This window comes from Modestobacter lacusdianchii (assembly GCF_054177765.1).
In genome coordinates this window covers 1-25,997 of record NZ_JBJJTJ010000001.1, presented here as the reverse complement: position 1 = coordinate 25,997, position 25,997 = coordinate 1, and the positions used below count along the sequence as shown (strand labels likewise).

General features: G+C 75.6%; 27 protein-coding genes. 21 read left to right on the top strand and 6 right to left on the bottom strand.

Translation table 11 applies throughout. The features are described from left to right. The 9 genes from carB to ACJTNH_RS00095 all read left to right on the top strand — a co-directional run bounded on the left by carB (position 1) and on the right by ACJTNH_RS00095 (position 12,008). Positions 1 to 3,321: a carbamoyl-phosphate synthase large subunit gene (gene carB / locus ACJTNH_RS00135; protein WP_458172178.1), complete on the top strand. Its 3,321-nt coding sequence runs from the start codon at positions 1 to 3 to the stop codon at positions 3,319 to 3,321. Further along, positions 3,318 to 4,700: a dihydroorotate oxidase gene (locus tag ACJTNH_RS00130; RefSeq protein WP_458172177.1), complete on the top strand. Its 1,383-nt coding sequence runs from the start codon at positions 3,318 to 3,320 to the stop codon at positions 4,698 to 4,700. The genes carB and ACJTNH_RS00130 overlap by 4 nt, the downstream gene beginning before the upstream one ends. Beyond that, a complete protein-coding gene (gene pyrF / locus ACJTNH_RS00125; protein WP_458172176.1) occupies positions 4,697 to 5,578 on the top strand; it encodes an orotidine-5'-phosphate decarboxylase in 882 nt (293 codons plus the stop codon). The genes ACJTNH_RS00130 and pyrF overlap by 4 nt, the downstream gene beginning before the upstream one ends. 321 nt (positions 5,579 to 5,899) lie before the next feature. Further along, the gene (gene mihF / locus ACJTNH_RS00120) at positions 5,900 to 6,256 is read left to right on the top strand and encodes an integration host factor, actinobacterial type (RefSeq protein ID WP_458172175.1); all 357 of its coding nucleotides are present in this window, start codon (positions 5,900 to 5,902) and stop codon (positions 6,254 to 6,256) included. 56 nt (positions 6,257 to 6,312) lie between these two features. Further along, a complete protein-coding gene (gene gmk / locus ACJTNH_RS00115) occupies positions 6,313 to 6,882 on the top strand; it encodes a guanylate kinase (protein WP_458172475.1) in 570 nt (189 codons plus the stop codon). 84 nt (positions 6,883 to 6,966) lie between these two features. Then, complete coding sequence (gene rpoZ, locus ACJTNH_RS00110; protein ID WP_014741310.1) at positions 6,967 to 7,230, top strand: DNA-directed RNA polymerase subunit omega; 264 nt, start codon at positions 6,967 to 6,969, stop codon at positions 7,228 to 7,230. Positions 7,231 to 7,361: 131 nt separating this feature from the next. Further along, positions 7,362 to 8,585 carry a bifunctional phosphopantothenoylcysteine decarboxylase/phosphopantothenate--cysteine ligase CoaBC gene (gene coaBC / locus ACJTNH_RS00105; protein WP_458172174.1) on the top strand — a complete coding sequence of 408 codons (1,224 nt, stop codon included), beginning with the start codon at positions 7,362 to 7,364 and terminating at the stop codon, positions 8,583 to 8,585. A gap of 151 nt (positions 8,586 to 8,736) precedes the next feature. Then, complete coding sequence (metK, locus tag ACJTNH_RS00100) at positions 8,737 to 9,948, top strand: methionine adenosyltransferase (protein ID WP_458172173.1); 1,212 nt, start codon at positions 8,737 to 8,739, stop codon at positions 9,946 to 9,948. A gap of 107 nt (positions 9,949 to 10,055) precedes the next feature. Next, entirely contained in the window at positions 10,056 to 12,008 is a 1,953-nt protein-coding gene (locus ACJTNH_RS00095; RefSeq protein WP_458172172.1) for a primosomal protein N', read from the top strand. Between the two features lie 22 nt (positions 12,009 to 12,030). Here the strand turns inward: ACJTNH_RS00095 and ACJTNH_RS00090 are convergent, their stop codons facing one another. Further along, the gene (locus ACJTNH_RS00090) at positions 12,031 to 12,525 is read right to left on the bottom strand and encodes a hypothetical protein (protein WP_458172171.1); all 495 of its coding nucleotides are present in this window, start codon (positions 12,523 to 12,525) and stop codon (positions 12,031 to 12,033) included. A gap of 61 nt (positions 12,526 to 12,586) precedes the next feature. Between ACJTNH_RS00090 and def the strand changes: the two genes are divergently transcribed. Genes def through ACJTNH_RS00075 form a run of 3 tightly spaced genes read left to right on the top strand, consistent with a single transcriptional unit; the run spans position 12,587 to position 15,494 of the window. Then, on the top strand, positions 12,587 to 13,144 hold the full coding sequence (gene def / locus ACJTNH_RS00085) for a peptide deformylase (RefSeq protein WP_458172170.1): 558 nt from the start codon (positions 12,587 to 12,589) through the stop codon (positions 13,142 to 13,144). Beyond that, entirely contained in the window at positions 13,087 to 14,082 is a 996-nt protein-coding gene (gene fmt, locus ACJTNH_RS00080; protein WP_458172169.1) for a methionyl-tRNA formyltransferase, read from the top strand. Before def ends, fmt begins: the two co-directional genes overlap by 58 nt. Further along, the gene (locus ACJTNH_RS00075) at positions 14,079 to 15,494 is read left to right on the top strand and encodes an RsmB/NOP family class I SAM-dependent RNA methyltransferase (protein ID WP_458172168.1); all 1,416 of its coding nucleotides are present in this window, start codon (positions 14,079 to 14,081) and stop codon (positions 15,492 to 15,494) included. Before fmt ends, ACJTNH_RS00075 begins: the two co-directional genes overlap by 4 nt. 3 nt (positions 15,495 to 15,497) lie before the next feature. Here ACJTNH_RS00075 and ACJTNH_RS00070 read toward each other — a convergent pair whose 3' ends face one another. Further along, positions 15,498 to 16,040 carry a hypothetical protein gene (locus ACJTNH_RS00070; RefSeq protein ID WP_458172167.1) on the bottom strand — a complete coding sequence of 181 codons (543 nt, stop codon included), beginning with the start codon at positions 16,038 to 16,040 and terminating at the stop codon, positions 15,498 to 15,500. Between the two features lie 68 nt (positions 16,041 to 16,108). On the opposite strand from ACJTNH_RS00070, the gene ACJTNH_RS00065 reads away from it, so the two are divergent. Next, complete coding sequence (locus tag ACJTNH_RS00065) at positions 16,109 to 16,636, top strand: hypothetical protein (protein ID WP_458172166.1); 528 nt, start codon at positions 16,109 to 16,111, stop codon at positions 16,634 to 16,636. Positions 16,637 to 16,639: 3 nt separating this feature from the next. On the opposite strand, the gene ACJTNH_RS00060 is transcribed toward ACJTNH_RS00065, so the two are convergent. The 4 genes from ACJTNH_RS00060 to ACJTNH_RS00045 form a co-directional block, all read right to left on the bottom strand. Beyond that, the gene (locus ACJTNH_RS00060; protein ID WP_458172165.1) at positions 16,640 to 18,118 is read right to left on the bottom strand and encodes an aldehyde dehydrogenase family protein; all 1,479 of its coding nucleotides are present in this window, start codon (positions 18,116 to 18,118) and stop codon (positions 16,640 to 16,642) included. A gap of 67 nt (positions 18,119 to 18,185) precedes the next feature. Continuing rightward, positions 18,186 to 18,461 (bottom strand): hypothetical protein, encoded by a 276-nt coding sequence (locus ACJTNH_RS00055; RefSeq protein ID WP_458172164.1) that lies wholly within the window; start codon positions 18,459 to 18,461, stop codon positions 18,186 to 18,188. 72 nt (positions 18,462 to 18,533) lie between these two features. Then, positions 18,534 to 19,154 carry a hypothetical protein gene (locus ACJTNH_RS00050; RefSeq protein WP_458172163.1) on the bottom strand — a complete coding sequence of 207 codons (621 nt, stop codon included), beginning with the start codon at positions 19,152 to 19,154 and terminating at the stop codon, positions 18,534 to 18,536. Continuing rightward, on the bottom strand, positions 19,151 to 19,675 hold the full coding sequence (locus tag ACJTNH_RS00045; RefSeq protein WP_458172162.1) for a hypothetical protein: 525 nt from the start codon (positions 19,673 to 19,675) through the stop codon (positions 19,151 to 19,153). Before ACJTNH_RS00045 ends, ACJTNH_RS00050 begins: the two co-directional genes overlap by 4 nt. 136 nt (positions 19,676 to 19,811) lie before the next feature. On the opposite strand from ACJTNH_RS00045, the gene rpe reads away from it, so the two are divergent. From rpe to ACJTNH_RS00005, 8 genes are all read left to right on the top strand, one after another. After that, positions 19,812 to 20,471, top strand: coding sequence for a ribulose-phosphate 3-epimerase (gene rpe / locus ACJTNH_RS00040; RefSeq protein ID WP_458172161.1), 660 nt, complete (start codon positions 19,812 to 19,814; stop codon positions 20,469 to 20,471). 20 nt (positions 20,472 to 20,491) lie between these two features. After that, positions 20,492 to 21,523, top strand: coding sequence for a bifunctional diaminohydroxyphosphoribosylaminopyrimidine deaminase/5-amino-6-(5-phosphoribosylamino)uracil reductase RibD (ribD, locus tag ACJTNH_RS00035; RefSeq protein ID WP_458172160.1), 1,032 nt, complete (start codon positions 20,492 to 20,494; stop codon positions 21,521 to 21,523). A gap of 1 nt (position 21,524) precedes the next feature. Then, complete coding sequence (locus tag ACJTNH_RS00030) at positions 21,525 to 22,142, top strand: riboflavin synthase (protein ID WP_458172159.1); 618 nt, start codon at positions 21,525 to 21,527, stop codon at positions 22,140 to 22,142. Then, on the top strand, positions 22,139 to 23,443 hold the full coding sequence (locus ACJTNH_RS00025; RefSeq protein ID WP_458172158.1) for a bifunctional 3,4-dihydroxy-2-butanone-4-phosphate synthase/GTP cyclohydrolase II: 1,305 nt from the start codon (positions 22,139 to 22,141) through the stop codon (positions 23,441 to 23,443). The genes ACJTNH_RS00030 and ACJTNH_RS00025 overlap by 4 nt, the downstream gene beginning before the upstream one ends. A gap of 91 nt (positions 23,444 to 23,534) precedes the next feature. After that, positions 23,535 to 24,053: a 6,7-dimethyl-8-ribityllumazine synthase gene (ribH, locus tag ACJTNH_RS00020; RefSeq protein WP_458172157.1), complete on the top strand. Its 519-nt coding sequence runs from the start codon at positions 23,535 to 23,537 to the stop codon at positions 24,051 to 24,053. Further along, entirely contained in the window at positions 24,050 to 24,313 is a 264-nt protein-coding gene (locus ACJTNH_RS00015) for a phosphoribosyl-ATP diphosphatase (protein ID WP_458172156.1), read from the top strand. Before ribH ends, ACJTNH_RS00015 begins: the two co-directional genes overlap by 4 nt. Before the next feature lie 94 nt (positions 24,314 to 24,407). Beyond that, positions 24,408 to 25,274, top strand: a complete 867-nt coding sequence (gene hisG, locus ACJTNH_RS00010) for an ATP phosphoribosyltransferase (RefSeq protein WP_458172155.1) — start codon at positions 24,408 to 24,410, stop codon at positions 25,272 to 25,274. Between the two features lie 167 nt (positions 25,275 to 25,441). After that, positions 25,442 to 25,876 carry an SSI family serine proteinase inhibitor gene (locus tag ACJTNH_RS00005; protein WP_458172154.1) on the top strand — a complete coding sequence of 145 codons (435 nt, stop codon included), beginning with the start codon at positions 25,442 to 25,444 and terminating at the stop codon, positions 25,874 to 25,876. Positions 25,877 to 25,997: the final 121 nt, after the last annotated feature.

Sequence of the window (25,997 nt, the reverse complement as noted above, 5' to 3'; positions counted from 1 at the left end):
ATGCCCAAGCGGACAGACCTCCAGCACGTGCTCGTCATCGGCTCGGGGCCGATCGTGATCGGTCAGGCCAGCGAGTTCGACTACTCGGGCACCCAGGCGTGCCGGGTGCTCAAGGCCGAGGGCCTGCGGGTCAGCCTGGTCAACAGCAACCCGGCCACGATCATGACCGACCCCGAGGTCGCCGACGCCACCTACGTGGAGCCGCTGACCCCGGAGTTCGTCGAGCGGGTCATCGCCGCCGAGCGCCCCGACGCGCTGCTGGCCACCCTCGGCGGGCAGACGGCGCTGAACATCGCGATCGGGCTGTACCAGAACGGCGTGCTGGAGAAGTACGGCGTCCAGCTCATCGGCGCCGACGTCGACGCGATCAACCGCGGCGAGGACCGGCAGCTGTTCAAGGAGATCGTGCGCTCGGTGGGCGCTGACGCGCCCCGGTCGAAGGTCTGCGCCAGCATCGACGAGGCGCTGGAGACCGCGGCCGAGGTCGGCTACCCGGTGGTGATCCGGCCCTCGTTCACCATGGGCGGCCTGGGCTCGGGGTTCGCCACCGACGAGGCGATGCTGCGCCGGATGGCCGGCCACGGCCTGGCCGACTCGCCCGTGCACACCGTCCTCATCGAGGAGTCGGTGCTGGGCTGGAAGGAGTACGAGCTCGAGCTGATGCGCGACCGCAGCGACAACGTGGTGGTCATCTGCTCGATCGAGAACATCGACGCGATGGGCGTGCACACCGGCGACTCGGTGACCGTCGCCCCGGCGATGACGCTCACCGACCGCGAGTACCAGCGGATGCGCGACGTCGGCATCGACGTGCTGCGGGCGGTCGGCGTCGAGACCGGTGGCTGCAACATCCAGTTCGCCGTCGACCCGGACAACGGCCGGCTGGTCGTCATCGAGATGAACCCGCGGGTCTCGCGGTCCTCCGCGCTGGCGTCCAAGGCCACCGGCTTCCCGATCGCCAAGATCGCTGCCAAGCTCGCCATCGGCTACACCCTCGACGAGATCACCAACGACATCACCGGGGTCACCCCGGCGTCGTTCGAGCCGTCGCTGGACTACGTCGTGGTGAAGATCCCGCGCTTCGCCTTCGAGAAGTTCCCCGGCGCCGACCCGCGGCTGACCACGACGATGAAGAGCGTCGGCGAGGTCATGGCCATGGGCCGCAACTTCACCGAGGCGCTGGGCAAGGCGATGCGGTCGACGGAGACCAAGGCCGCCGGGTTCTGGACCGACACCGCAGACGGGTCGAGCGCCGAGGAGCTGGTCGAGGCGCTGCGCACCCCGGTCGACGGCCGGCTCTACACCGCGCAGCGGGCGCTGGCCGCCGGGGCCACCGTGCAGCAGGTGGCGCAGGCGTCCGGCTTCGACGAGTGGTTCGTCGACCAGATCGCCCTGGTCAACGAGGTCGGCGAGGAGCTCCGGGCAGCTCCGGCGCTCACGCCGGAGCTGCTGCGCACGGCCAAGCGGCACGGGCTGTCCGACCGGCAGATCGCCATCCTGCGGCCGGAGCTCTCCGGTGAGGACGGCGTCCGGCTGCTGCGGCACCGGCTGGGCATCCGGCCGGTGTACAAGACCGTAGACACCTGCGCCGCGGAGTTCGCCGCCCGCACGCCGTACCACTACTCGTCCTACGACGAGGAGACCGAGGTGGAGCCGCGCGAGAAGCCCGCGGTGCTGATCCTGGGCTCGGGTCCGAACCGGATCGGGCAGGGCGTGGAGTTCGACTACTCCTGCGTGCACGCGGTCATGGCGCTGCAGGACGCCGGCTACGAGGCGGTGATGGTCAACTGCAACCCCGAGACCGTCTCCACCGACTACGACACCGCCGACCGGCTGTACTTCGAGCCGCTGACCTTCGAGGACGTGCTCGAGGTGGTCGAGGCCGAGCGCGCCGCCGGCCCGGTCGCCGGGGTCGTCTGCACCCTCGGCGGGCAGACCCCGCTGGGCCTGGCGCAGCGGCTCAAGGACGCCGGTGTGCCGGTGCTGGGCACCTCCCCGGAGGCGATCGACGCCGCCGAGGACCGCGGCGAGTTCTCCCGGGTGCTCACCGACTGCGGGCTGCTCGCGCCCAAGCACGGCATGGCGACGACCTCCGCCGAGGCCAAGGCGATCGCGGCGTCGATCGGCTACCCGGTGCTGGTGCGGCCCTCCTACGTGCTCGGCGGGCGCGGCATGGAGATCGTCTACGAGGACGCCACGCTGGAGGCCTACATCACCCGGGCCACCGACGTGAGCACCGACCACCCGGTGCTGGTCGACCGCTTCCTCGAGGACGCCGTGGAGATCGACGTCGACGCGCTCTACGACGGCACCGACCTGTACCTGGGCGGGGTCATGGAGCACATCGAGGAGGCCGGCATCCACTCCGGCGACTCGGCCTGCGCGCTGCCCCCGATCACCCTCGGCGGCGCGGACCTGGCCGCCATCCGCCGGGCCACCGAGGCGCTCGCGGCCCGGATCGGCGTCCGCGGGCTGATGAACGTGCAGTACGCGCTCAAGGACGACGTCCTCTACGTGCTGGAGGCCAACCCGCGGGCCAGCCGCACGGTGCCGTTCGTGTCGAAGGTGACCGCGGTGCAGCTGGCCAAGGCCGCGGCCCGGATCGCGGTCGGCCAGTCGATCGCCGACCTGCGCGCCGAGGGCGTGCTGCCGGCCACCGGAGACGGCACCGACCTGCCGGTCGAGGGGCCGATCGCGGTCAAGGAGGCGGTGCTGCCCTTCCACCGGTTCCGGACGATCGAGGGCCACGGCGTGGACACCGTGCTCGGCCCGGAGATGAAGTCCACCGGCGAGGTGATGGGCATCGACGCCGAGTTCGGGACGGCGTTCGCCAAGTCCCAGGCCGCCGCCTACGGCGACCTGCCGACCACCGGCACGGTGTTCGTCTCGCTGGCCAACCGGGACAAGCGCGCGGCGGTCTTCCCGGTCAAGCGGCTGGCCGACCTGGGCTTCCGGGTGCTGGCCACCGTCGGCACCGCCCAGGTGCTGCGCCGCAACGGGGTGGCCTGCGAGGTGGTCGGCAAGTTCTCCGACGGCCCGGGCAACGTCGTCGACCGGATCCTGTCCGGCGCGATCGACCTGGTGGTCAACACCCCGTTCGGCACGCCGGGCAACAGCGGCCCGCGGCTGGACGGCTACGAGATCCGGGCGGCCGCGGTGAGCGCCGGCATCCCGTGCATCACCACGGTGCAGGGGATGGCCGCCACGGTGCAGGGCGTCGAGTCGCTGCGCCGCGGTGACCTGGGGGTGCGGAGCCTGCAGGACCTGCACCGCGCCCTGGCTGCCGCCCAGGCGGCGGTGGGGGACGGGGCGCAGGTGTGAGCACGCCGGACGCCGTGGTCGCGCGGCTGCGCGAGGAGCTGGTCGACCGCCGGCTGACCGCGGGGCTGCCGGCGGCGTTCCTGGCCGGGGCCAGCCGGTTCGGGTCGCCGCCGGAGCCCGAGCGGGCCGCGCTGGCCGCGGCGGCCGGGAGCCTGGCCGCCCGGCTGGAGGCGGGCACGGTCACCGGGGACGACGAGCCGCTGCTGGTGCGGGTCCTGTACTTCGCCGGCCACCACGACGTGCTCGCCGCACTGGGTGTGCGCGCCCCGGCCTACGACGTGCGGGGCGGCTTCCGGGAGAACATCACCGGCCCGCCGGGGCCGCGGCTGGCCAGCCGGCCGGTGGTGGCGGGGCGCCGCTGGCCGCTGCTGGGCCGCACGATCGGCTTCCCGATCGGCGTGCCGGCCTGCGTGCTGACCGGCGGTGAGGAGTGGGTGCGCTACCTCGGCGGCAACGGGTTCAACGTGCTCAGCTACAAGACGGTGCGCAGCCGTGCCCACGAGCCGAACGCCCGGCCCAACTGGGTGTACGCGGCCCGGGAGACGGCGAGCCTGCCGCCCGGCGCGGCCGGTGAGGTGACCGCCGACCCGTGGGACTGGGTGCCGCCGGGCTCCCCGGCGGTGAGCACGGTCAACTCCTTCGGCGTGCCCTCGCTGCCGCCGGAGGAGTGGACGGCCGACCTCGCCCGCGCCCTCGCCGTGCTCGGTGAGGACCAGCTGATGCTGGTCAGCGTGATGGGCGACGACTACGACTCGCCCACGCCGCAGCTGGACGCCCTCGTCGCCGACTTCGCGCGCACCGCGCAGCTGGCCGAGGAGGCCGGTGCCCCGGTGGTCGAGCTCAACCTGTCCTGCCCCAACTCGCTGAGCCGGTCGGCGTCGGGGGTCAAGCCGCCGCTGTGCCTGGACCCCGAGGCGACCCTGGCCGTCGTCGCCGGGGTGCGCCGGGCGCTCGACGACCGCACCGGCCTGGTGGCCAAGCTCTCCTGGCTGGACGAGGACGCCCTGGCCACGCTGGTTCCCCGCCTGGCGCCGCTGGTCGACGGCATCGCCGGGATCAACACGCTGCAGAGCCGGGTGCGGCGCAGCGACGGGCAGGCGACCTTCCCCGGCCGCGACCTCGCCGGGCTGTCCGGGGTCGCCGTGCGGGGTTCGGCGCTGGACTTCACCCGGCGGCTGGCCGCCCTCCGCGACGCCGGCAGCGCCCGGTTCGACGTGCTGGCGATGGGCGGGGTCACCGACCCGGCCTCGTTCCAGGCGCTGTACGACCTGGGGGCCGACGCCGTGCAGACCGCGTCCGGGGCGTTCTCCGACCCCTTCCTCGCCGCCGCCTGCGCCGCCGAGCTGGGCGACACGCTGGCCCGGGCGGTGGCGGCGTGAGCACGTCGGCGTTCGGGCAGCGGCTCGCCGACGCCGTCGCCGCCCGCGGTCCGCTGTGCGTGGGCATCGACCCGCACGTGCCGCTGCTGGAGCGCTGGGGGCTGCCCGACAGCCCCGAGGGGCTGGCCCGGTTCACCGACACGGTGGTCGACGCACTGGCCGGCCACGTCGCGGTGCTCAAACCGCAGCTGGCCTTCTACGAGCGACACGGCTCCCGGGGGCTGGCCGTGCTCGAGGAGGCCGTCGCCCGTGCCAGGGCCGCCGGGGCGCTGGTGCTGCTGGACGCCAAGCGCGGGGACATCGGCTCGACGATGGACGCCTACGCCGACTACCTGCGCCCCGACCACCCGCTCGCGGTGGACGCCCTGACGGTCAGCCCGTTCCTCGGGCCGGGGTCGCTGCAACCGGCGGTGGACACCGCGCGGCTGCACGGCGGTGGGCTGTTCGTGCTGGCCCGCACGTCCAACCCGGACGCCGGCACGCTCCAGCACGCGATGGTCGGCGCGCGCAGTGCGGCCCAGGTCGTGGTGGACACCGTGCGCGGCTGGAACACCCCGGGCTGGGTGGTGGGCGACCCGCTGCCCGACGTCGCCGCGGTGCGCGACCTGCAGGGCCGCTGGGGTGCCACCACGGGCTCGTTCGGCGTCGTGGTGGGCGCCACCCTGCCCGACCTGGACGTCGACCTGGACGGCCTCGGCGGGCCGGTCCTTGCACCGGGCCTGGGTGCGCAGGGCGGGTCGGTGGCCGACCTGCGCCGGCTGTTCGGCACCGGGCGGGCCGTCGTCCCCACCGTCTCCCGGGACGTGCTGCAGGCCGGGCCGGACGGTCCAGCGCTGCGGGCGGCCGCCGACCGCTGGACGGCGGAGCTCACCGCGTGAGCCGCGCGGCGCCCCGGCTGGTGCTCGCCCTCGCGGCGGCGCTCGGGGTGCCGCGGCTGGCCGGGGTGGCCGGCTGGCTGCTGGGTGCCCGACCGGCCGGTTGACCAGGGGTGACGGCCCGGTTACGGCACCGTCCGGTCCGATCGCGTGTCCGCGCAGCACACCGCCCCGGCGGAGATGACACGGGGTCCAGGGTGACCAGTGCGTTCCAGGTGACTAGGTTGGCGGCCAGGCTCATACCGAGGGCCACCTTGCAGGCAAGCTCCACACCGAAGAACCACGCCGGTCGCTGCGCCGGCATGAACACGATTGGGTTGCTCCGTGCCCCTTCCCGAGTTGTCCCCCGAACAGCGCGCCGCCGCCCTGGAGAAGGCCGCCGCGGCCCGCAAGGCCCGCGCCGAGCTGCGCGAGCGACTGAAGAGCAAGGGCACCACGGTCGGTGACGTCCTCAAGCAGGGCGAGACCGACGAGATCATCGGCAAGATGCGCGTCTCCGCCGTCCTGGAGTCCCTCCCGGGCGTGGGCAAGGCCCGCGCGGCCAAGATCATGGAGCGCCTGGAGATCTCGCCCACCCGTCGCGTGCGCGGCCTGGGGGCCAACCAGCGCCGGGCGCTGGAGCAGGAGTTCGCCGGCGAGCAGGTCGAGCCGGACCAGGTGCCCACCGAGGGCCTCCTCTGACCGGACCCCGCGGTGGTCTCCGGCCACCTCGGGCCGAGGGGCGCCGAGCAGGTGAGCTGGGCCGCGCGCGGCTGACCGTCCTCTCCGGGCCCTCCGGGGTCGGGAAGGGCACGGTGGTCGCCGAGGTCCGGCGCCGGCACCCGGAGGTCTGGGTGTCGGTGTCGGTGACCACCCGGGCCGCCCGGCCGGGCGAGGTCGACGGCGAGCACTACTGGTTCGTCGACGACGAGTACTTCGACTGGCTGATCGCCAACGACGGCCTGCTCGAGTGGGCCGAGTACGCCGGCAACCGCTACGGCACCCCGGTCGCCCCGGTGGAGGAGCAGCTGGCCTCCGGAGCCCCTGCGTTGCTGGAGATCGAGCTGCAGGGGGCCCGGCAGGTCCGCAGCCGGGCACCCGAGGCGCAGCTGGTCTTCCTGGCCCCGCCGTCCTGGGCGGAGCTGGTCAGCCGGCTGGCCGGCCGGGGCACCGAGCACCCCGAGGTGCAGGAGCGCCGGCTGGCGCTGGCCCAGGCCGAGCTGGACGCCTCCGGGGAGTTCGACGTGGTCGTCGTCAACGACGACGTGGCCAGGGCGGCGGACGAGTTGGTAGGCTTGCTGACTGCGCCTCCGCCCGCTGGTCGTTGACCGCTGCCGAAGGCGCACCCGAGGCGACCGCGCGGGCTCGTCCCGCCGCCCGCCCGCACACCGAGTTGAGGAGCACGCCCGCCCGTGTCCGGAGTCGCACCCGCCCCTGAGGGCATCACCAACCCGCCGATCGACGAGCTGCTCGAGCGCACCAGCAGCAAGTACGGGCTGGTCATCTACGCCGCCAAGCGCGCGCGCCAGATCAACGCCTACTACAGCCAGCTCTCCGAGGGCCTGCTGGAGTACGTCGGCCCGCTGGTCGACACCGCGCCCCAGGAGAAGCCGCTCTCGATCGCGCTCCGCGAGATCAACGAGGGCCTGCTGACCCACACCGCCGGCGAGAACTGACGAAGGACCCCCTCGCCCCCCACCACTCGCAAGCTCGTGGCGGGCCCTTGCGAGGGGGCCGAACGACCCGAAGTGATGACGGAGCCCCCGGCTGGTGCCGGGGGCTCCGTCGTGCGTGGAGGATGACCCCCATGAGCCAGATCGTGCTCGGCGTGGGCGGCGGGGTCGCCGCCTACAAGTCGGCGCTGCTGCTGCGGGCCCTGACCGGGGCCGGCCACGACGTGCGCGTGGTGCCGACCGCCTCGGCGCTGCGCTTCGTCGGCGCGGCCACCTTCGAGGCGCTCAGCGGCCACCCGGTCTCGACCGAGGTGTGGGACGACGTCTCCGAGGTCGCCCACGTGCGGATCGGCCAGACCGCCGACCTCGTGCTGGTCAACCCGGCCACCGCCGACCTGCTGGCCCGCGCCGCCGCCGGGCGGGCCGACGACCTGCTCACCGCCACCCTGCTGACCGCCCATTGCCCCGTCGTGTTCGTGCCCGCGATGCACACCGAGATGTGGCTGCACCCGGCCACCCAGGACAACGTCGCCACCCTCCGCCGCCGGGGCTCGGTCGTGCTGCCCCCGGCGGTCGGCCGGCTGACCGGACCGGACTCCGGACCGGGTCGGCTGCCTGAACCCACCGACGTGGCCGCGCTGGCCGAGCTGGTGCTCGCCGCCGGCGCCGGTGCGCTGCGCCAGGACCTCGCCGGCCGCCGGGTGGTCATCACCGCCGGTGGCACCCGCGAGGCGCTGGACCCGGTGCGCTACCTGGGCAACCGGTCCTCGGGCATGCAGGGCTGGGCGCTGGCCCGGGTCGCCGCCGCGCGTGGGGCCGAGGTGGTGCTGGTCGCGGCCAACGTGGCCGAGCCCGCACCGTTCGGCGTCCGGGTGGTGCCGGTGGAGTCCGCCGAGGAGCTGCGCACCGCCGTGCACGCCGAGGCGGGGCAGGGCGCCGACGTGGTGGTGATGGCCGCCGCGGTCGCCGACTTCCGTCCCGCCAGCGTCGCCGGCACCAAGCTGAAGAAGGGCGCGGCCAGCGAACCCAGCTCGATCGAGCTGGTACGCAACCCCGACGTCCTCGTCGAGCTGGTCGGCGCCCGGCCGCCCGGGCAGCTGGTGGTCGGCTTCGCCGCCGAGACCGGGGACGCCGAGGGCGACGTGCTCACCCACGCCCGCGCCAAGCTGGACCGCAAGGGCGCCGACCTGCTCGTGGTCAACGACGTCTCCGCCGGCCGGGTGTTCGGCCGCGCCGAGAACGAGGTGACGGTGCTCGCGCCCGACGGCACGGCCACCCCGGTGCCGGCCGGACGCAAGGACACCGTCGCCGCCGGCATCTGGGACGCGGTGGCCGCGCGGCTGGCCCCGGCGGGCTGACCCACCTGCCACACCCGACGGCCGTCGGCGACCGCCGGTAGCCTTCGTCGACGGGCCGCACCGCCACGCTGACGTCACCACCACCCCAGCGCGGCGACGAGCCCACCGATCGCGACCACCGCGCTCGGCAGCCGACCTCAGGGAGAACCGAGTGCCACGCCGTCTCTTCACGTCCGAGTCGGTGACCGAGGGCCACCCCGACAAGATCGCCGACCAGATCAGCGACTCGATCCTGGACGCCATGCTGGCGCAGGACCCGCGCAGCCGGGTCGCCGTCGAGACCCTCATCACCACCGGTCAGGTCCACATCGCCGGAGAGGTCACCACCTCCGGCTACGTGGACATCGCCGACATCGTCCGCCGCACCATCCTGGGCATCGGCTACGACTCCTCCCGCAAGGGCTTCGACGGCGCCTCCTGCGGCGTCAGCGTCTCCATCGGTGCGCAGAGCGCGGACATCGCCCAGGGCGTCGACACCGCGTACGAGGCGCGCACCGGTGCCGAGCACCGGGCCGCGGCGGCCGAGGACCTCATCGAGCGTCAGGGCGCCGGCGACCAGGGCCTGATGTTCGGCTACGCCGTCGACGAGACCCCCGAGCTGATGCCGCTGCCGATCGCGCTGGCGCACCGGCTGGCCAAGCGGCTGTCCGCCGTCCGCAAGGACGGGTCGGTGCCCTACCTGCGCCCGGACGGCAAGGTGCAGGCCACCGTGGTCTACGAGGACGACCGCCCGGTCGCCGTGGACACCGTGGTCGTCTCCTCCCAGCACGCCGAGGACATCTCCATCGAGACGCTGCTCGCCCCCGACGTGCAGGAGCTCGTCGTGGAGCCCGAGCTCGCCGCCCTGGGCCTGCCCACGACCGGCTACCGGCTGCTGGTCAACCCCACCGGCAAGTTCGTCATCGGCGGCCCGATGGGCGACGCCGGCCTGACCGGCCGCAAGATCATCGTCGACACCTACGGCGGCATGGCCCGGCACGGCGGCGGCGCCTTCTCCGGCAAGGACCCGTCGAAGGTCGACCGGTCCGGCGCCTACGCGATGCGCTGGGTGGCCAAGAACGTGGTCGCTGCCGGGCTGGCCCGCCGCTGCGAGGTGCAGGTCGCCTACGCCATCGGCGCCGCGCACCCGGTCGGGCTCTTCGTCGAGACCTTCGGCACCAACACCGTGCCCGAGGAGGCGCTGGAGAAGGCGATCACCTCGGTGTTCGACCTGCGTCCCGGCGCGATCGTCCGCGACCTGGACCTGCTGCGGCCGATCTACGCGCCGACCGCGGCGTACGGGCACTTCGGCCGCAGCGACGTCGAGCTGCCCTGGGAGCGGCTGGACCGCGTCGACGCCCTGCGCGAGGCCGTCGGCGCCTGATCGACCGCACGCTCGCCGGAGCCCGCCCCACCGCTCGTGGTGGGGCGGGCTCCGGCGTGTGAGGGGCGCGTCGGAGGACTGTCGTCCCCACCGGGGAGACTGGTCGGGTGCGGGTGGCCAGGGTCGTCGTCGATGTGCCGCTGGCCCACCTGGACCGGCCCTTCGACTACGCCGTGCCCGACGAGCTGGCCGAGCAGGTGGTCGCCGGCTGCCGGGTGCGGGTGCGGTTCGCCGGCAAGCTGGTGGACGGCGTCGTGCTGGAGCTGGCCGGCAGCAGCGACCACACCGGCAAGCTGGCCCCGCTGGCGAAGGTGGTCTCCGCCGAGCCGGTGCTCACCCCCGAGGTCGCCGAGCTCGCCCGGTCGGTGGCCGACCGCTACGCCGGGTCGATGACCGACGTGCTCCGGCTGGCCCTGCCGCCGCGGCGCGGTGCCCCGGAGAAGCGCCCACGGCTCGACCCGCCGCCACCGCCGGAGGCCCCCGACCCGGCCGGGTTCGCCCGGTACCCGACCGGGCCGCAGCTGCTGGCCGCCGTCGCCGAGGGCCACCCGGCCCGCGCGGTCTGGACGGCGCTGCCCGGTGAGGACTGGCCGACCCGGCTGGCCGAGCTGGCCCAGGCCGCGCTGTCCGGTGGGCGCGGTGCGCTGGTCGTCGTCCCCGACGGCAAGGACCTCGACCGGCTCGCCGCGGCGGCCGAGCGGCTGCTGCCGGCCGGGTCGGTGGCGGTGCTGCGCGCCGACTCCACCCCCGACACCCGGTACGGCCGGTTCCTGAGCGCCGCACGGGGCACGGCGCAGGTGGTGCTGGGCACCCGGGGCGCGGTCTTCGCGCCGGTGCGCGACCTGGGCCTGGTGGTGGTCTGGGACGACGGCGACGACCTGCACGCCGAGCCGCGGGCGCCCTACCCGCACGCCCGCGACGTGCTGGTGCACCGGGCGCACCTGGCCTCCTGCGCGGCCGTGGTGGCCGGCACCGCGCGCACCGCGGAGGCGGCGCTGCTGGTGGAGTCCGGCTGGGCGCACGAGCTGATCGCCGACCGCGCCACGCTGCGCGCCGCGGCTCCGCGGGTGGAGGCGCTGGGCAGCGACTTCGAGCTCGCCCGCGACCCGGCCGCCCGGTCGGCCCGGCTGCCCACGCTCGGCTTCACGGCTGCCCGCACGGCGCTGCAGGCCGGCGCCCCGGTGCTGATCCAGGTGCCCCGGTCCGGCTACGTCCCTTCGCTGGTCTGCGACCGGTGCCGGGCGCCGGCGCGCTGCGCGCACTGCGCCGGGCCACTGGGCATCGCCCCGGCGCCCGGGCCGAACGGCGTCCGGATCGCGGCCTGCCGGTGGTGCGCCCGGCCCGCCGCGACCTTCGACTGCCCGCACTGCCACGGCACGAAGCTGCGGGCCGCGGTGGTCGGTGCCGCACGCACGGCCGAGGAGCTGGGCCGGGCGTTCCCGGGGGCGGCCGTGCGGGTCTCCGGCCGGGGCTCGGGGGTGCTGGCCACCGTCTCCGCGGAGCCGGCGATCGTGGTCGCCACCCCGGGCGCCGAACCGGTGGCCGAGGGCGGTTACGGCGCGGCGCTGCTGCTGGACTCCTGGGCCCTGCTGGGCCGGGCCGACCTGCGGGCGGGGGAGGAGACGATGCGCCGCTGGGTGAACGCGGCCGCGCTCGTCCGCGCCGGTGGGCAGGTCGTCGTGGCCGCCGACGCCGCGCACCCGGTCGTGCAGGCCCTGGTCCGCTGGGATCCAGCCGGCCTGGCCGCCCGCGAGCTGGCCGACCGCCGCGAGCTGGGCTTCCCGCCGGCCACCCGGATGGCCTCGCTGTCCGCCTCGCCGGGGGCGCTGGCCGACTTCCTGGAGGCGCTGCGGCTGCCCGAGGGCGCCGACGTGCTGGGCCCGGTGCCCGAGCCCCCGCGGCCCGGGCAGGACGACGAGCGGGAGCGGTACCTGGTGCGGGTGCGCCGCAGCGACGGCGCCGCGCTGGCCCGCGCGCTGCACGACGTCCAGGGGGTGCGCAGCGCGAAGAAGGTCGCCGAGCACGTGCGCGTCCAGCTGGACCCGCTCGAGCTGGCCTGACGCCCGCCGGCGGGAACGACGGTCAGCCGGCGGACTGGGCCAGCAGCTCGGCGAGCTCGTCGTCCAGCCGGGACGCCGCGAGGTCCTCGGCGGCCCGCTCGGTGGCCCGCCGCCAGTGCGCCGGGAACGTGCTGGCCGCGGCACCGAGCCCGGCGACCACCCCGACCAGCAGGTGCGGACGGCGGTGCCCACGCCGGCGCAGCACCCGGACGACCGGGCCGTCGACGACGGTGACGGCCAGCCCCCAGGCCACCGTGGCGATCCCCTGGTGCAGCAGCACGGCGCGGTCGGCCGGGTCCGACGGCTCGATCGGCATGCCGGAGAACGCCCGCTGCAGCGAGGGCAGGTCGCGGGCCACGGTGTCCGCGGCGACCAGCGCGAGGATGCCCGTGTAGACCCGCAGCCGGGCAGCCGACCGGGCCGGGTGGTCGAGGGCCGCCTCGGCCCCGCCGACGGTGAGGCCGTCGACGAGGGTGGTGAGGACGGCGTGCACGCGGTGCGAGGCGAGTGAGGCCATCCCTGCACCGTAGCCAGGTCACCCCGCGACCGCCGCACGCCGCGGCACCTACCATCGTCCGGTGAGCGTCACTCCCATCCGGATCATGGGCGACCCGGTGCTGCGCACCCCGGCCGCCCCCGTCGTCGACTTCGACAAGGAGCTCCAGCAGCTCGTCGCCGACCTGACCGACACCATGCACGCCGCCGGTGGTGCGGGCATCGCCGCGCCCCAGATCGGCGTCGGCCTGCGGGTCTTCACCTGGTACGTCGACGGCGAGGTCGGCCACCTGGTCAACCCCGACGTCGTCCCGGTGGGCGAGGACGTCGAGCGGGACGCCGAGGGGTGCCTGTCGATCCCCGGCTTCCGGTTCGACTGCGACCGGTACCTCACCGTCGCCGCCACCGGCTGGAACATGTACGGCGACCCGATCCGGGTGGAGGGGTCGCACAAGCTGGCCCGCGCGATCCAGCACGAGACCGACCACCTCGACGGCGTGCTGTTCGTCGACCGGCTGGACGCCGAGGCCCGCGCGGCCGCGCTGTCGGTGCTGCAGGACGCCGAGTGGCAGGGCGCGCAGTCATGGCTGCCCGACGGCTCGCCGGTGCCGGCGCCCGTCGTGAAGGTGAGCCCCCACTGAGGCTCCTGTTCGCCGGTACCCCGGCGCCGGCCGTCGTCGCCCTCGACGCGCTGCTGGGCTCGGCACACGAGGTCGTCGCCGTGCTCACCCGGCCCGACGCGCCCTCGGGCCGGGGACGGCGCACCAGCCGCTCCCCGGTCGCCGAGCGCGCCGACGCCGCGGGCATCCCGGTGCTGCAGCCCCGGTCACCGCGGGAGCCGGAGTTCCTCGCCCAGCTCACCGACCTGGCCGTGGACTGCGCGCCGGTGGTCGCCTACGGCGCGCTGGTGCCGCCGGCCGCGCTCGACGTGCCGCGGCACGGCTGGGTGAACCTGCACTTCTCGCTGCTCCCGGCCTGGCGCGGTGCCGCGCCGGTGCAGCACGCGGTCATGGCCGGCGACGAGGTCACCGGCGCGGCCACCTTCCGGCTGGAGGCCGGCCTGGACACCGGCCCGGTGTTCGGCGTCGTCACCGAGCCGATCGGCCCCCGTGACACCGCCGGTGACCTGCTCGACCGGCTCGCGGTGAGCGGCGCCGGGCTGCTCGTGGCGACCCTGGACGGCATCGCCGACGGCTCGCTGCGGCCCGAACCGCAGCCGGCCGAGGGCATCAGCCTGGCCCCGCGGATCGAGACCGCGGACGCCCGGGTCGACTGGGCGCTGCCGGCGCACGTCGTCGACCGCCGCGTCCGTGGGGTCACCCCGGCGCCGGGTGCCTGGACCACCTGGCGGGGCAACCGGCTGCGGCTGGCCCCGGTCGAGCCGCTGACCTCCTCGCTCGCGCTCGAGCCCGGCGAGCTGTCGGTCGGGCCGACCGGCGTGCTGGTGGGCACCGGGCGTGGGGCGGTGCGGCTCACCCAGGTGCAGCCGGCCGGGAAGAAGATGACCCCGGCGACCGACTGGGCCCGCGGGGCCCGGCCCGAGCCCGGCGAGCGACTCGGCGAGCAGGTGGGCGCGTGACCGGCCCCGCGCGGCGGGCCGCCGCCAAGCGGCGCAACGACCCCGGCACCGGCAACCAGCGCCCGCAGTCCCGGCGGCACCGCCCGGTGCTCGACGGTGCCCGGCTGACCGCCTACGACGTGCTGGACGGCGTCTCCAGCCGCGCCGCCTACGCGAACCTGCTGCTGCCCCAGCTGCTGCGCGAGCGGCAGCTGGAGCCCCGGGACGCCGCCTTCGCGACCCAGCTGGCCTACGGCACGCTGCGCGCCACCGGCACGCTGGACGCGGTGCTCGGCACGCTCGTCTCCCGGCCGCTGGCCGAGCTCGACCCGCGGGTGCTCGACCTGCTGCGGCTGGGCACCCACCAGCTGATCGACCTGCGGGTGCCGGCGCACGCCGCGGTCGACACCACCGTCGCCCTCACCCGGGCGATCGTCGGCACCGGCGCCTCCGGGCTGGTCAACGCGGTGCTCCGCAAGGTCGCCGCGGTCGGTGACCGGGCCGCCTGGGTGACCGCGCTCGCGCCGGCCGACGAGGACGAGCGGCTGGGCCTGACCACCGACCACCCGCGCTGGGTCGTCGAGGCCTGGCGCGACGCCCTCGGCGCCGAGGACGAGGTCGAGGCCGCGCTGCTCGCCGACGACACCGCCCCGGAGGTGCACCTGGTCGCCCGGCACGTCGACCGCGACGAGCTCGCCGCGCAGTCCGGTGGTGAACCGGGGCCGTGGTCGCCCCACGCCGTCCGGCTGCCCGGCGGTGACCCCGGCAGGATCGCCGCCGTCCGCTCGGGAGCCGCGGCCGTGCAGGACGAGGGCAGCCAGCTCGCCGCCCTGGCGCTCACCCGGGCACCGCTGGAGGGCACCGACGAGCGCTGGCTGGACATGTGCGCCGGCCCCGGCGGCAAGGCCGGGCTGCTCGCCGCCGTCCGCCCGGCCGGGGTGCACCTGACCGCCGCCGACCGCAGCGAGCACCGCGCCGAGCTGGTGCGCGGCGCGCTCACCGGCGAGGACGACGTCGACGTCCGGGTCGCCGACGGCACCGCCCCGGACTGGCCGGCCGGCTCGTTCGACCGGGTGCTGCTGGACGCCCCGTGCACCGGGCTCGGCGCGCTGCGCCGCCGGCCGGAGGTGCGCTGGCGGCGCACGGCCGAGGACGTCGCCCCGCTGGCCGAGCTGCAGCGCCGGCTGCTGGACAGTGCGCTGGCCTCGGTGCGGCCCGGGGGAGTGGTCGCCTACGTGACCTGCTCACCGCACACCGCCGAGACCGTCGACGTGGTCGACGCGGTCGCCGGCCGGGACGACGTCGAGGTGCTGCCGGTCGCGCCGCTGTTCCCGGAGGTGCCCGGTGTGCAGCGGGGCGACTACGGCCAGCTCTGGCCGCACCGGCACGGCACCGACGCGATGTTCCTGGCGCTGCTCCGCCGCACCCGCTGAGCCTCAGGCCGGCGGGTCGGCGAGCCAGCGCCGCGCCTCGGCCAGGCCCCGCTGGTGCAGCCACAGCTGCACACCGCAGCTGACCGTGGCGACGGCGCCGAACGCGGCGAGCCCCGGGCTGGGTGGGTCGGCCACCGACGTCACGACGGTGAGCGCGGCGAACACCACCGCCGCGATGCCCCAGGTGGCACGCTGCCGGCCGGCCTGGCGCACCCGCTGCTCGGCCCGGGCCCGGACGGCGTCGGGCCGGGCCCAGCCGGCCAGCCGGTGGTGGCGGAGCGCGAAGTCGACCCGGGCGCCGTCGGTCCGGGCCCCCCGGTCACCCCACCGCCAGACGGCGGCACGGATGAGCACCGCCAGCAGCAGGAACCCCCAGGACACGGCGGCCGGGGCGTTGCCGCCGCCCAGCACCAGGAAGGCGTAGAGGGCGGCCCAGGTGAGGACGGCGGCCTCGACGAGCAGCCGGCGCCGGCGGTCCCAGCCGCGCAGCTCCGCCTCGCCGTGGGCGATCGCGGCCTGTTCCTCCGCGCTCCGGTTCCTGGTCACCGGCGCACGGTAGCCGCAGGGCAGAAGACGCTCGCCGTGACCGGCTGCCAGCGCTAGCGTCGGCTGCCGTGCCGTGGCTGCCCGACGAGTTCGTCCACCCCGTCCGCGCCGAGCTGCCGACCGGTGAGCACCTGCGGCCGATGGGCGAGGCCGACACCGAGATCGACTTCCCCGCGGTGATGGGCTCCCGCGAGCGGCTGTGGGCTCGCTACGGCCCGGCCTGGGGCTGGCCGCCGGCCACCATGACCATCGAGGCCGACCGGGACGACCTGGCCCGGCACGCCCGCGAGATCGCGGCGCACGAGAGCTTCCTGTACGGCCTGTTCCCGGCCGACGAGTCCGAGCTGCTCGGCTGCCTCTACGTCGACCCGCCGGAGAAGGCCGGCGGCGCCGACGCCGAGGTGTCCTGGTGGGTGGTCGACCGGCTCGTCGGCAGCCCGACCGAGCGGGCCCTGGACGCCTTCGTGCCGGCCTGGCTGGCCGAGCAGTGGCCGCTGCGCTCACCCCGGTTCGTCGGCCGGGACCTCAGCTGGGCGGAGTGGCTGGCGCTGCCGGACCTGTCCGACCCCGGGGCGACCACCGCCCCGGGGTCCTGACGGTCAGAAGGGGTACTCCCGCTTGGTGTGCTGGACGCTGATCCAGTGGTCGGTGGTGAACTCGTCGATCGCCCACTCGCCGCCGAAGCGGCCCAGCCCCGACTCCTTCTCCCCGCCGAACGCGGTGTTGTTCTCGTCGTTGAGCGGGGAGTCGTTCACGTGGGTCATGCCGGCCTCGACCTGCAGCGCGAAGTCCACGCCGCGCAGCGTGTCCTCGGTGAACACCGCGCTGGACAGGCCGTACTCGGTGTCGTTGGCGATCGCCAGGGCGTCGGCCTCGTCCCGGGCCCGGATGATGGTGACGACCGGGCCGAACACCTCCTGCCGGGCGGTGGCCACCTCGTTGGTGCCCAGCAGCACGTGCGGCGGCAGCACCGAGCCGATCGGGCCGGTCGGGTCACCGCCGAGCAGCTGCTCGGCGCCGTCCTCCCGGGCCTGGGCGACCTTGTCCTGGATCCCCTCCAGCTGGGAGGAGTTGATGATCGGGCCGATGACCGTGTCGTCCTCCCTCGGGTCGCCGGCCTTGAGGCCGCGGACCCGCTCGACGAAGCGCTCCACGAACGCGTCGTGCACCGAGTCGTCCACCACGATGCGGTTGGTGATCATGCAGACCTGGCCCTGGTGGAAGAACTTGCCGAACACCGCGGCGTCCACCGCGAGGTCGAGGTCGGCGTCGTCCAGGACGACCAGCGGACCGTTGCCGCCGAGCTCCAGGGACAGCTTCTTCAGCCCGGCCTTCTGCGCGATGCCCTTGCCCACCGGCGTCGAGCCGGTGAAGGAGACCACCCGCGGCACCGGGTGCTCCACGATCGCGTCGCCGATGTCCCGGCCGCGGCCGATCACCACCGACAGCAGCCCCTCGGGCAGCCCGGCCTCCTCGTAGACCTTGGCCAGCAGCAGGCCGCCGGTGACCGGGGTGTCCCCGGCCGGCTTGAGGACGACGGCGTTCCCGGTGGCCAGCGCGGGGGCCACCGAGCGGTTGGACAGGTGCATCGGCACGTTCCACGGGCTGATCACCGCGACCACCCCGACCGGCCGGCGGTAGACCCGGCTCTCCTTGCCCTCGATGTCGGCGGGGAGGATCCGGCCCTCCATCCGGTACGGGTAGGACGACGCCTCGTGGAAGTCGCGCAGGGTGATCGCGTACTCGAACTCCGCGGCCGGGGCGGCCGCGCCGCTCTCCCGGATGTGCCACTCGACGATCTCGTCCTTGCGGGCCTCCATGACCCGGGCCGCGCGGCGCATCACGTCGGCGCGCTCGCTGGGCAGCCGGGCCGCCCAGTCGCGCTGCGCCTGCTTCGCGGTGCGGTAGGCCTCGTCGAGGTCCTCGGCGTTCGCGAGCGGGATCTCGGTGAGGGTCTCGCCGGTGTAGGGGTCGGTGTCCGTGGCGGTCGCGCCGGCGTTGCCGGCGCGCCAGGTGCCGGCGATGGGCATCCGGTCGAAGCCGTCGTAGCGGGTGGGGGCGGAGGTGGCCGTCGTCATGGGACCGGGGCGTACCCGGTCGTTCACCACGGACACGCGGTCCGTGCCCGCTGTCGGCGGTCCCGGGTCAGTGGTACGGCACGGTGCCGCCGTCGGCCGCGCCCGCGGACCCCAGGTACCGACGCTGCACCACCTCCAGCCGGTCGGTGACCGCCTGGCAGGTCCGGCGCAGGTCGCCGGCCGCGTCCAGCTCGTCCTCGTCGACCGGCCCCGGACGTCGTCCGTCGGCACCGGACGCCCGGGTGAGGACGGCGACGGCGGCCCCGAGTGGACCAGGGGCTCCGGGTGGCCCGGCGGGCGGCTCCGGGGCGGAGTACCGGGTGCCCAGCAGACGCCGCAGCACGGTCCACGAGGGCAGCCTGCCGGACACCCGCCCGCCGGCCACGGGGGGCGTCAGCCCCGGCGCCGCAGACGGTCAGCCGGCGACGAGGCCGATCAGGAACGAGGCCACGATGCAGGCGCCGCCGACCGCCGTGACCACCGGGGCCACCCGCCGCCATGGAGCAGCCGGTGGCAGGGGGCGCGGCGGTCCGGGCGGGTCGGCCAGCCAGCGCTGTGCGTCCCGGCCCGACCGGGCGGTGGTGAAGGCGATCGCGACGAAGGTGACCACCAGCACGCCGACCGCCAGCCCGGCGAGGACCGACCGGTCCCACGGGGCCGAGCGGACGAACAGCAGCGGGACGACGAGGAAGAACGGCGCAGCCCAGCGCTGACCGGCCAGGTGCCGCGCCTGCCGGTCGGCGCGCGCACGCAGCTCCGGCCCGGGGTCGGCGTGGACCCGCAGGGCGTGCTGGACCCGGCGGGCCACCACCTGGCGGTGCCCGGGGCCGCGCAGCCGGGCCACCGAGGTGACCAGCAGCGAGGCGACGGCGACGGCGCCGACCAGCCACCAGCCCAGCGGGCCGAGCAGCGCCGGCCACGTCCCGCCCTGGGCGACGGCCAGCGCAGCCGTGTACGCCGTGGCCGCCGGCGGGACGGCCCAGGCCTGCCAGGCCGGGGGACGGTCGGCGACCGCTCCGTCGACGGTGCGGGTCACGCGCGTTCCTCCCGTACGAACGGCGGGGCGTCCAGCCAGCGTGAGGCGTTCAGCAGGGCCCGGTGTCCGGTGACGAGCACCCACGCCGCGGCCACGAGCAGCGGCAGCACCGGCGCGGCCGCGAGCAGGTCGTCCCGCAGCAGTGCGGCGACACCGCAGGCCACGGCCAGCCCGGCGAGCACGGCGGCGGGGCCCCACAGGTCGCTCGCCGGCCGGGCGAGCAGATCCCGGGCCGCCCGGTCGGCGGCGTCCCGGTGGCCGGGCCCCGGGTCCCGCTGGTGACGCAGGGCGTCGGTCGCCCGGCGTTGCTCGGCGATCTCCGCGGCCGGCGGCAGCCAGCGCCACCACAGCACCAGTCCGACGCCGGCGCACAGCCCGGCTGCCGTCCAGGACTCGAACAGCGTGCCCACGCCCCAGGCAGCGACGAGCAGGGTGAGGACGAGCGCAGCCGAGGGCAGCCCGACGCCCACCCGGGGCGCCGCAGGGTGCCGCCGGTCGGAGCCGCGGAGATCGTCGATCATGGCGGCAGGGTAGGGGCACCCCCGCTGAGCTGCAGGTTCACCCGCGTCTCCCGAGCCGCCGCGGAGTCGCCCGCACCGGTGCGGAGGCGGCCGGACCCGGGGCCGGTCGCCGGGTGGCACTGCCTACCATCGCGGGGTGACCCGGGAACCCATGATCGCGCCCAGCCTGCTGTCCGCGGACTTCGCCCGGCTCGCCGACGAGGTGCAGCGGATCGCCGACGCCGACTGGGTGCACGTCGACGTCATGGACGCCCACTTCGTGCCCAACCTGACCCTCGGGCTGCCGGTGGTGCAGGCGATCCAGGCGGTCAGCCCGGTGCCGCTGGACTGCCACCTGATGATCGAGGACCCGGAGCGCTGGGCGCCCGGGTACGCCGAGGCCGGCGCCCGCAACGTCACGGTGCACGCCGAGGCCTGCACCGACCCGCGGAAGGTGGCCCGCGACCTCAGGGCCGCCGGGGCCCTGGCCGGCCTGGCGATCAAGCCGGGCACCCCGCTGGAGGCCTACCTCGACGTGCTGCCGGAGTTCGACACCCTGCTGGTCATGACGGTGGAGCCCGGCTTCGGCGGGCAGTCGTTCATGCCGGAGGTGCTGCCCAAGGTCACCGAGGCACGCCGGCTGGTGGAGACCGGTCACCTGCAGCTGTTCCTCGAGGTGGACGGCGGGATCAACGCCGACACCATCGAGCAGGCCGCGGCGGCCGGCGCCGACGTCTTCGTCGCCGGCTCCGCGGTCTACGGAGCCGACGACCCCGCGCAGGCGATCGCCGCGCTCCGGGCCCTGGCCGCCCGGTGACCCCGGCGGAGCGCGCGGCGATGGCCCGCGCCCGCGAGCTGGGCCTGGCCGTGCTGGGCACGACCAGCCCCAACCCGGCGGTCGGTGCCGTGGTGCTCGACGCGGCCGGCCAGGTGGTGGGGGAGGGGGCCACCTCCCCGCCCGGCGGCCCGCACGCCGAGGTGCACGCGCTGGCCGCGGCCGGCGAGCGGGCCCGCGGCGGCACCGCCGTGGTCACCCTGGAACCGTGCGCGCACACCGGCCGCACCGGCCCGTGCGCCGACGCGCTCATCGCCGCCGGGGTCGCCCGGGTCGTCGTCGCCGTGCCCGAGCCGACCCGGCTGGCGGAGGGCGGGGCCGCCCGGCTGCGCGCCGCCGGCATCGACGTCGAGCTCGGCGCCGAGCAGGCCGAGGCAGCCGACGGCGCGCTCGCGGCCTGGCTGACCGGCGTGCGCGAGCACCGGCCGCACGTGGTCTGGAAGGTCGCCACCACCCTCGACGGGCGGGTGGCCGCCGCCGACGGCACCAGCCGCTGGATCACCGGCCCCGACGCGCGCGCCGCCGTCCACGTCCTGCGGGCGACCTGCGACGCGGTGCTGGTCGGCTCCGGCACGGCGCTCGCCGACGACCCGCAGCTCACCGTCCGGGACGCCGACGGGCGCACCCTCGACCGCCAGCCGCTGCGCGTGGTGCTGGACCGACGCGGTCGGGTGCCGGCCACCGCACGGGTGCACGACGCCGCCGCACCCACGTTGGTCAGTGACGCCGACACCCCGGCCGAGCTGCTGGCCGAGCTGTACGACCGGGACGTCCGCCGGGTGCTGCTGGAGGGCGGCCCGACGCTCGCCGCCGCGTTCCTGTCCGCCGGGCTGGTCGACGAGGCGGTGGTGCACGTCGCGCCGACCCTGCTGGGTGCCGGGGCCGCCATGGTGGGCGACCTGGGAATCCCGACGATCGGCGCCGCGCTGCACCTGGTGGTCACCGACGTCACCCGCATGGGCGGGGACGTGCAGATCCGCCTGCGGCCCACCCGGCACACTGGTGGACCGGCGACGGACGACGGAGGGAGCTGACGTGTTCACCGGCATCGTGGAGGAGCTCGGCACCCTGGTCGAGCGCCAGGACGGCACGGACAGCGCCGTGCTGCGCATCCGCGCGCGCACGGCACTGCAGGACGTGGCGCTCGGCGACTCGATCGCGGTCAACGGCGTCTGCCTCACCGTCACCGGCGTGCAGCCGGGCGAGGACGGCACCGGCGTCTGGAGCACCGACGTGATGGCCGAGACGCTGCGGCGCAGCAGCCTGGGCCGGGTCGGGCACGGCGACCAGGTCAACCTGGAGCGCGCGGTCACCCCGACCACCCGGCTGGGCGGCCACATCGTGCAGGGCCACGTCGACGGCGTGGGCGCCGTGGTCTCCCGCACGCCGGGCGACGACTGGGAGGTCGTGCGGATCGCCGTCCCGGCCGAGCTGGCCCGCTACGTGGTGGAGAAGGGCTCGATCACCGTCGACGGGGTCTCCCTGACCGTCAGTGCACTGGCTGACGGCCCGGAACCGTGGTTCGAGGTCAGCCTCATCCCCACCACCCTGCGCGAGACGACCCTGGGCGAGCGTGCCCCCGGTGACCCGGTCAACCTGGAGGTGGACGTCATCGCCAAGTACGTCGAACGACTGTTGGGAGCCCGACGATGAGCGAGTTCCGGCTGGACTCCGTGGAGAGCGCGATCGCCGCGGTGAAGAGCGGCCGGCCCGTCGTCGTCATCGACGACGAGGACCGGGAGAACGAGGGCGACCTGATTTTCGCCTCCGAGCTCGCGACGCCCGAGCTGGTGGCGTTCATGGTGCGCTACACCTCGGGCTACATCTGCGTCGCGGTCACCGAGGAGGACGCCGACCGGCTCGACCTGCCACCGATGTTCCGGGTGAACCAGGACCGCCGCGGCACCGCCTACACCGTCACCGTCGACGCCCGCGAGGGCGTGACCACCGGCATCTCGGCGGCTGACCGGGCGCACACCATCCGCACCCTGGCCGCCGCCGACACCAGCTCCGCCGACCTCGCCCGACCCGGGCACGTCGTCCCGCTGCGGGCCAAGGACGGCGGCGTCCTGCGCCGCCCCGGGCACACCGAGGCCGCCGTCGACCTGGCCGTGCTGGCCGGGCTGCGCCCCTCGGGGACGCTGTGCGAGGTCGTCAGCGAGAAGGACCCGATCGGCATGGCGCGCGGTGAGGAGCTGCGGGTCTTCGCCGACGAGCACGACCTGGTGATGGTCTCCATCGCCGACCTCATCGCCTACCGCAAGCGCTTCGACAAGCTCGTCGAGCGGGTCGCCGAGGCCCGGGTGCCGCTGCGCGCGGGGGAGTTCACCGCGGTCGGCTACCGCAGCTCCTACGACGAGCGCGAGCACGTCGCGTTCGTCTACGGCGACCTGGGTGCAACGGACGGGGTGGCCCCCGGCGAGGACGTGTTGGTGCGCGTGCACTCCGAGTGCCTCACCGGCGACGTGTTCGGCTCGCTGCGCTGCGACTGCGGCCCGCAGCTGGACGCCGCGCTGGCCGCCGTCGCCCGGGAGGGCCGCGGCGTCGTGCTCTACATCCGCGGGCACGAGGGCCGGGGCATCGGGCTGCTGCACAAGCTGCAGGCCTACCAGCTGCAGGACACCGGCGTGGACACCGTCGACGCCAACCTCGACCTGGGCCTGCCCGCCGACGCCCGCGACTACGGCACCGGCGCGCAGATCCTGGTCGACCTCGGGATCCACACCATGCGGCTGCTGACCAACAACCCGGCCAAGCGCGCCGGGCTGGAGGGCTACGGCCTGAAGATCACCGGTCGGGTCGCGCTGCCCAGCAGCGTCACCGCCGACAACGTCGGCTACCTGCGCACCAAGCGCGACCGGATGGGCCACCTGCTGGAGATCATCGAGCCCAGCGCCGACGACGACGGGCAGACGCCCCCACCGGTGCGGCGCGCCGACGAGCAGCCGGTATGACGGTCGGCGGGTCCCCGGCCGGGCACACTGCAGCGTCCCTCCCAGCAGCACACAGCACCCTTCCAGCGCCACACGGCATCAAGGAGAACTCATGAGCGGGTCCGGAGCGCCGGGGCAGGAGCCGATCGACGCCACGGGGCTGACCCTGGGCATCGTCGCGGCCACCTGGCACGCCGACATCAGCGACTCCCTGCTGGCCCGGGCCATCGCCTGCGCCGAGGCGTCGGGCATCCCCTCGCCGACCGTCGTCCGGGTGCCCGGTGCGATCGAGCTGCCGGTGGTCGCCCAGGCGCTGGCCGAGGACCACGACGCCGTCGTGGCCCTCGGGGTCGTCGTCCGGGGTGGCACGCCGCACTTCGACTACGTCTGCGACTCCTTCACCGCCGGGCTGACCCGGGTGTCGCTGGACTCCGGCACGCCCGTGGGCAACGGCGTCCTCACCACCGAGGGCGAGCGGCAGGCCCGCGACCGGGCCGGCATGGACGACTCGGGTGAGGACAAGGGCTGGGAGGCCACCGCCGCCGCGCTGCAGACCGCTCTGGTGCTGCGCGACCTGCGGGCCACCCCCCGCGCCACCGGCTTCCAGGCCGGGCCGGGAGCCGGCGCGTGAAGTCCTTCGACGAGCTGTTCGCCGAGCTGAGCGACAAGGTCGCGGCCGGCGACCCCGCCTCGGGCACCGTCACCGCCGTCCGCGACGGGGTGCACGCGGCCGGGAAGAAGGTCGTCGAGGAGGCGGCCGAGTCGTGGATGGCGGCCGAGCACGAGGGCGCCGAGCGGACGGCGGAGGAGATCAGCCAGCTCCTCTACCGCGTGCAGGTGCTGATGCTGGCCCGCGGGCTCAGCCTGGACGACGTCTACGCTCACCTCTGAAGAAGGACCCCGCTGCCCCCCACCGCTCGCTCCGCTCGCGGCGGGCCCCTGCAGCGGGGCCGGTAGGCCCTGCCCCGTCTGAAGGAGCTGCTCTGTGCTGCGCGTCGCCGTCCCGAACAAGGGGGTCCTGAGCGAGCCCGCTGCGGCGATGCTCGCCGAGAGCGGGTACCGGCAGCGGCGCACCTCCAGCGAGCTGGCCGTGTACGACCCGGAGAACGACACCGAGTTCTTCTACCTGCGGCCCCGCGACATCGCGATCTACGTCGCGGCCGGCACCCTCGACGTCGGGATCACCGGCCGCGACATGCTGCTGGAGACGACCCCGACCGACGGCGGGGACGCGGTCGCGGCCGAGGTCATGCCGCTGGGCTTCGGCCGGTCGTCCTTCCGCTTCGCCAGCCCGGCCGACTCGCCGATCGGGGACGTGGCCGCGCTGGAGGGCCGGCGGATCGCCACCGCCTACCCGGGGCTGCTCCAGCGGTTCCTGGACGAGACCGGCATGAAGGCCTCGGTGGTCAAGCTGGACGGCGCGGTCGAGACCGCCTGCCGGCTGGGCGTGGCCGACGCCGTCTGCGACGTGGTCGAGACCGGGACGACGCTGCGGGCCGCCGGCCTGCGGATCATCGGTGAGCCGGTGCTGGCCAGCGAGGCCGTGCTGGTCGGGCGGGCCGGGGCCGACGAGGAGCCGGCCGTGGCCCAGCTGCGCCGCCGGCTGCAGGGCGTGCTGGTCGCCCGGCGCTACGTGATGCTCGACTACGACTGCCCGAACGCGCTGCTGGCCCAGGCCACCGCCCGCACGCCCGGTCTGGAGGGCCCGACGGTCAGCCCGCTGCAGACCGAGGGCTGGTCGGCGGTGCGCGCGATGGTGCTCAAGGACGACACCAACCGGGTGATGGACGAGCTGTGGGAGCTCGGCGCCCGCGCCATCCTGGTCACCACCATCGCCGCCTCCCGGCTCTGATCGCGACCTCGCCCCCCTGGCGGACGTCGCGCCGGTGCACGCGGGGCGACGCCGGTGACCGCCCCCTCGGGCTCGTGGGAGTGGCCTCCCCGCGCTGAGCAGCGCATCACGCCGAGGGTCCGCCGCGTCGGCTGACCGGCGGTCACGGGGGGCGGCATCCTGGGCGCATGCGTCGCCTCGTCCTCCCGGTCCTGCTGCTCGCCGTGCCGATGCTCGGTGCCTGTGCCGCGCCGGACGCGCCGATCACCCCGGGGCCGGGCGAGCCGACCTCGCAGGGGCTGCCCGAGGCGTTCCTGCGGGTCTCGCTCGACCCAGGCGACGGGAACTCCGCAGCGGCGCACACGCTGCAGTGCGAGCCCGGGCCCGAGGGCACTTATGCCGACCCGGCGGCGGTCTGCGACCACCTGCAGGGGCTCGAGGAGCCGTTCGCCCCACTGCCCACCGACCAGATGTGCACCCAGCAGTTCGGCGGGCCGCAGACGGCTACGGTCACCGGCCGCTGGGCGGGGGAGCCCGTCGATCTGCAGCTGAGCCGGGTCAACGGGTGCGCCATCGCGCAGTGGGACCGGCTCGGCCCGCTGCTGCCCGTCGACGTCGGCTGAGCGGTGGGGGGGGGGGGGGGGGGGGGGGGGGGGGGGGGGGGGGGGGGGGGGGGGGGGGGGGGGGGGGGGGGGGGGGGGGGGGGGGGGGGGGGGGGGGGGGGGGGGGGGGGGGGGGGGGGGG

Bases quoted from the DNA above. Each gene is read 5' to 3' on its own strand.
- carB (WP_458172178.1), top strand. From the start codon at position 1: ATGCCCAAGCGGACAGACCTCCAGCACGTGCTCGTCATCGGCTCGGGG.
- coaBC (WP_458172174.1), top strand. From the start codon at position 7,362: ATGAGCCAGATCGTGCTCGGCGTGGGCGGCGGGGTCGCCGCCTACAAG.
- ACJTNH_RS00090 (WP_458172171.1), bottom strand. From the start codon at position 12,525: ATGGCCTCACTCGCCTCGCACCGCGTGCACGCCGTCCTCACCACCCTC.
- fmt (WP_458172169.1), top strand. From the start codon at position 13,087: ATGGCTGCCCGACGGCTCGCCGGTGCCGGCGCCCGTCGTGAAGGTGAG.
- ACJTNH_RS00060 (WP_458172165.1), bottom strand. From the start codon at position 18,118: ATGACGACGGCCACCTCCGCCCCCACCCGCTACGACGGCTTCGACCGG.
- ACJTNH_RS00045 (WP_458172162.1), bottom strand. From the start codon at position 19,675: ATGATCGACGATCTCCGCGGCTCCGACCGGCGGCACCCTGCGGCGCCC.
- ribD (WP_458172160.1), top strand. From the start codon at position 20,492: ATGGCCCGCGCCCGCGAGCTGGGCCTGGCCGTGCTGGGCACGACCAGC.
- ACJTNH_RS00025 (WP_458172158.1), top strand. From the start codon at position 22,139: ATGAGCGAGTTCCGGCTGGACTCCGTGGAGAGCGCGATCGCCGCGGTG.
- ribH (WP_458172157.1), top strand. From the start codon at position 23,535: ATGAGCGGGTCCGGAGCGCCGGGGCAGGAGCCGATCGACGCCACGGGG.
- ACJTNH_RS00005 (WP_458172154.1), top strand. From the start codon at position 25,442: ATGCGTCGCCTCGTCCTCCCGGTCCTGCTGCTCGCCGTGCCGATGCTC.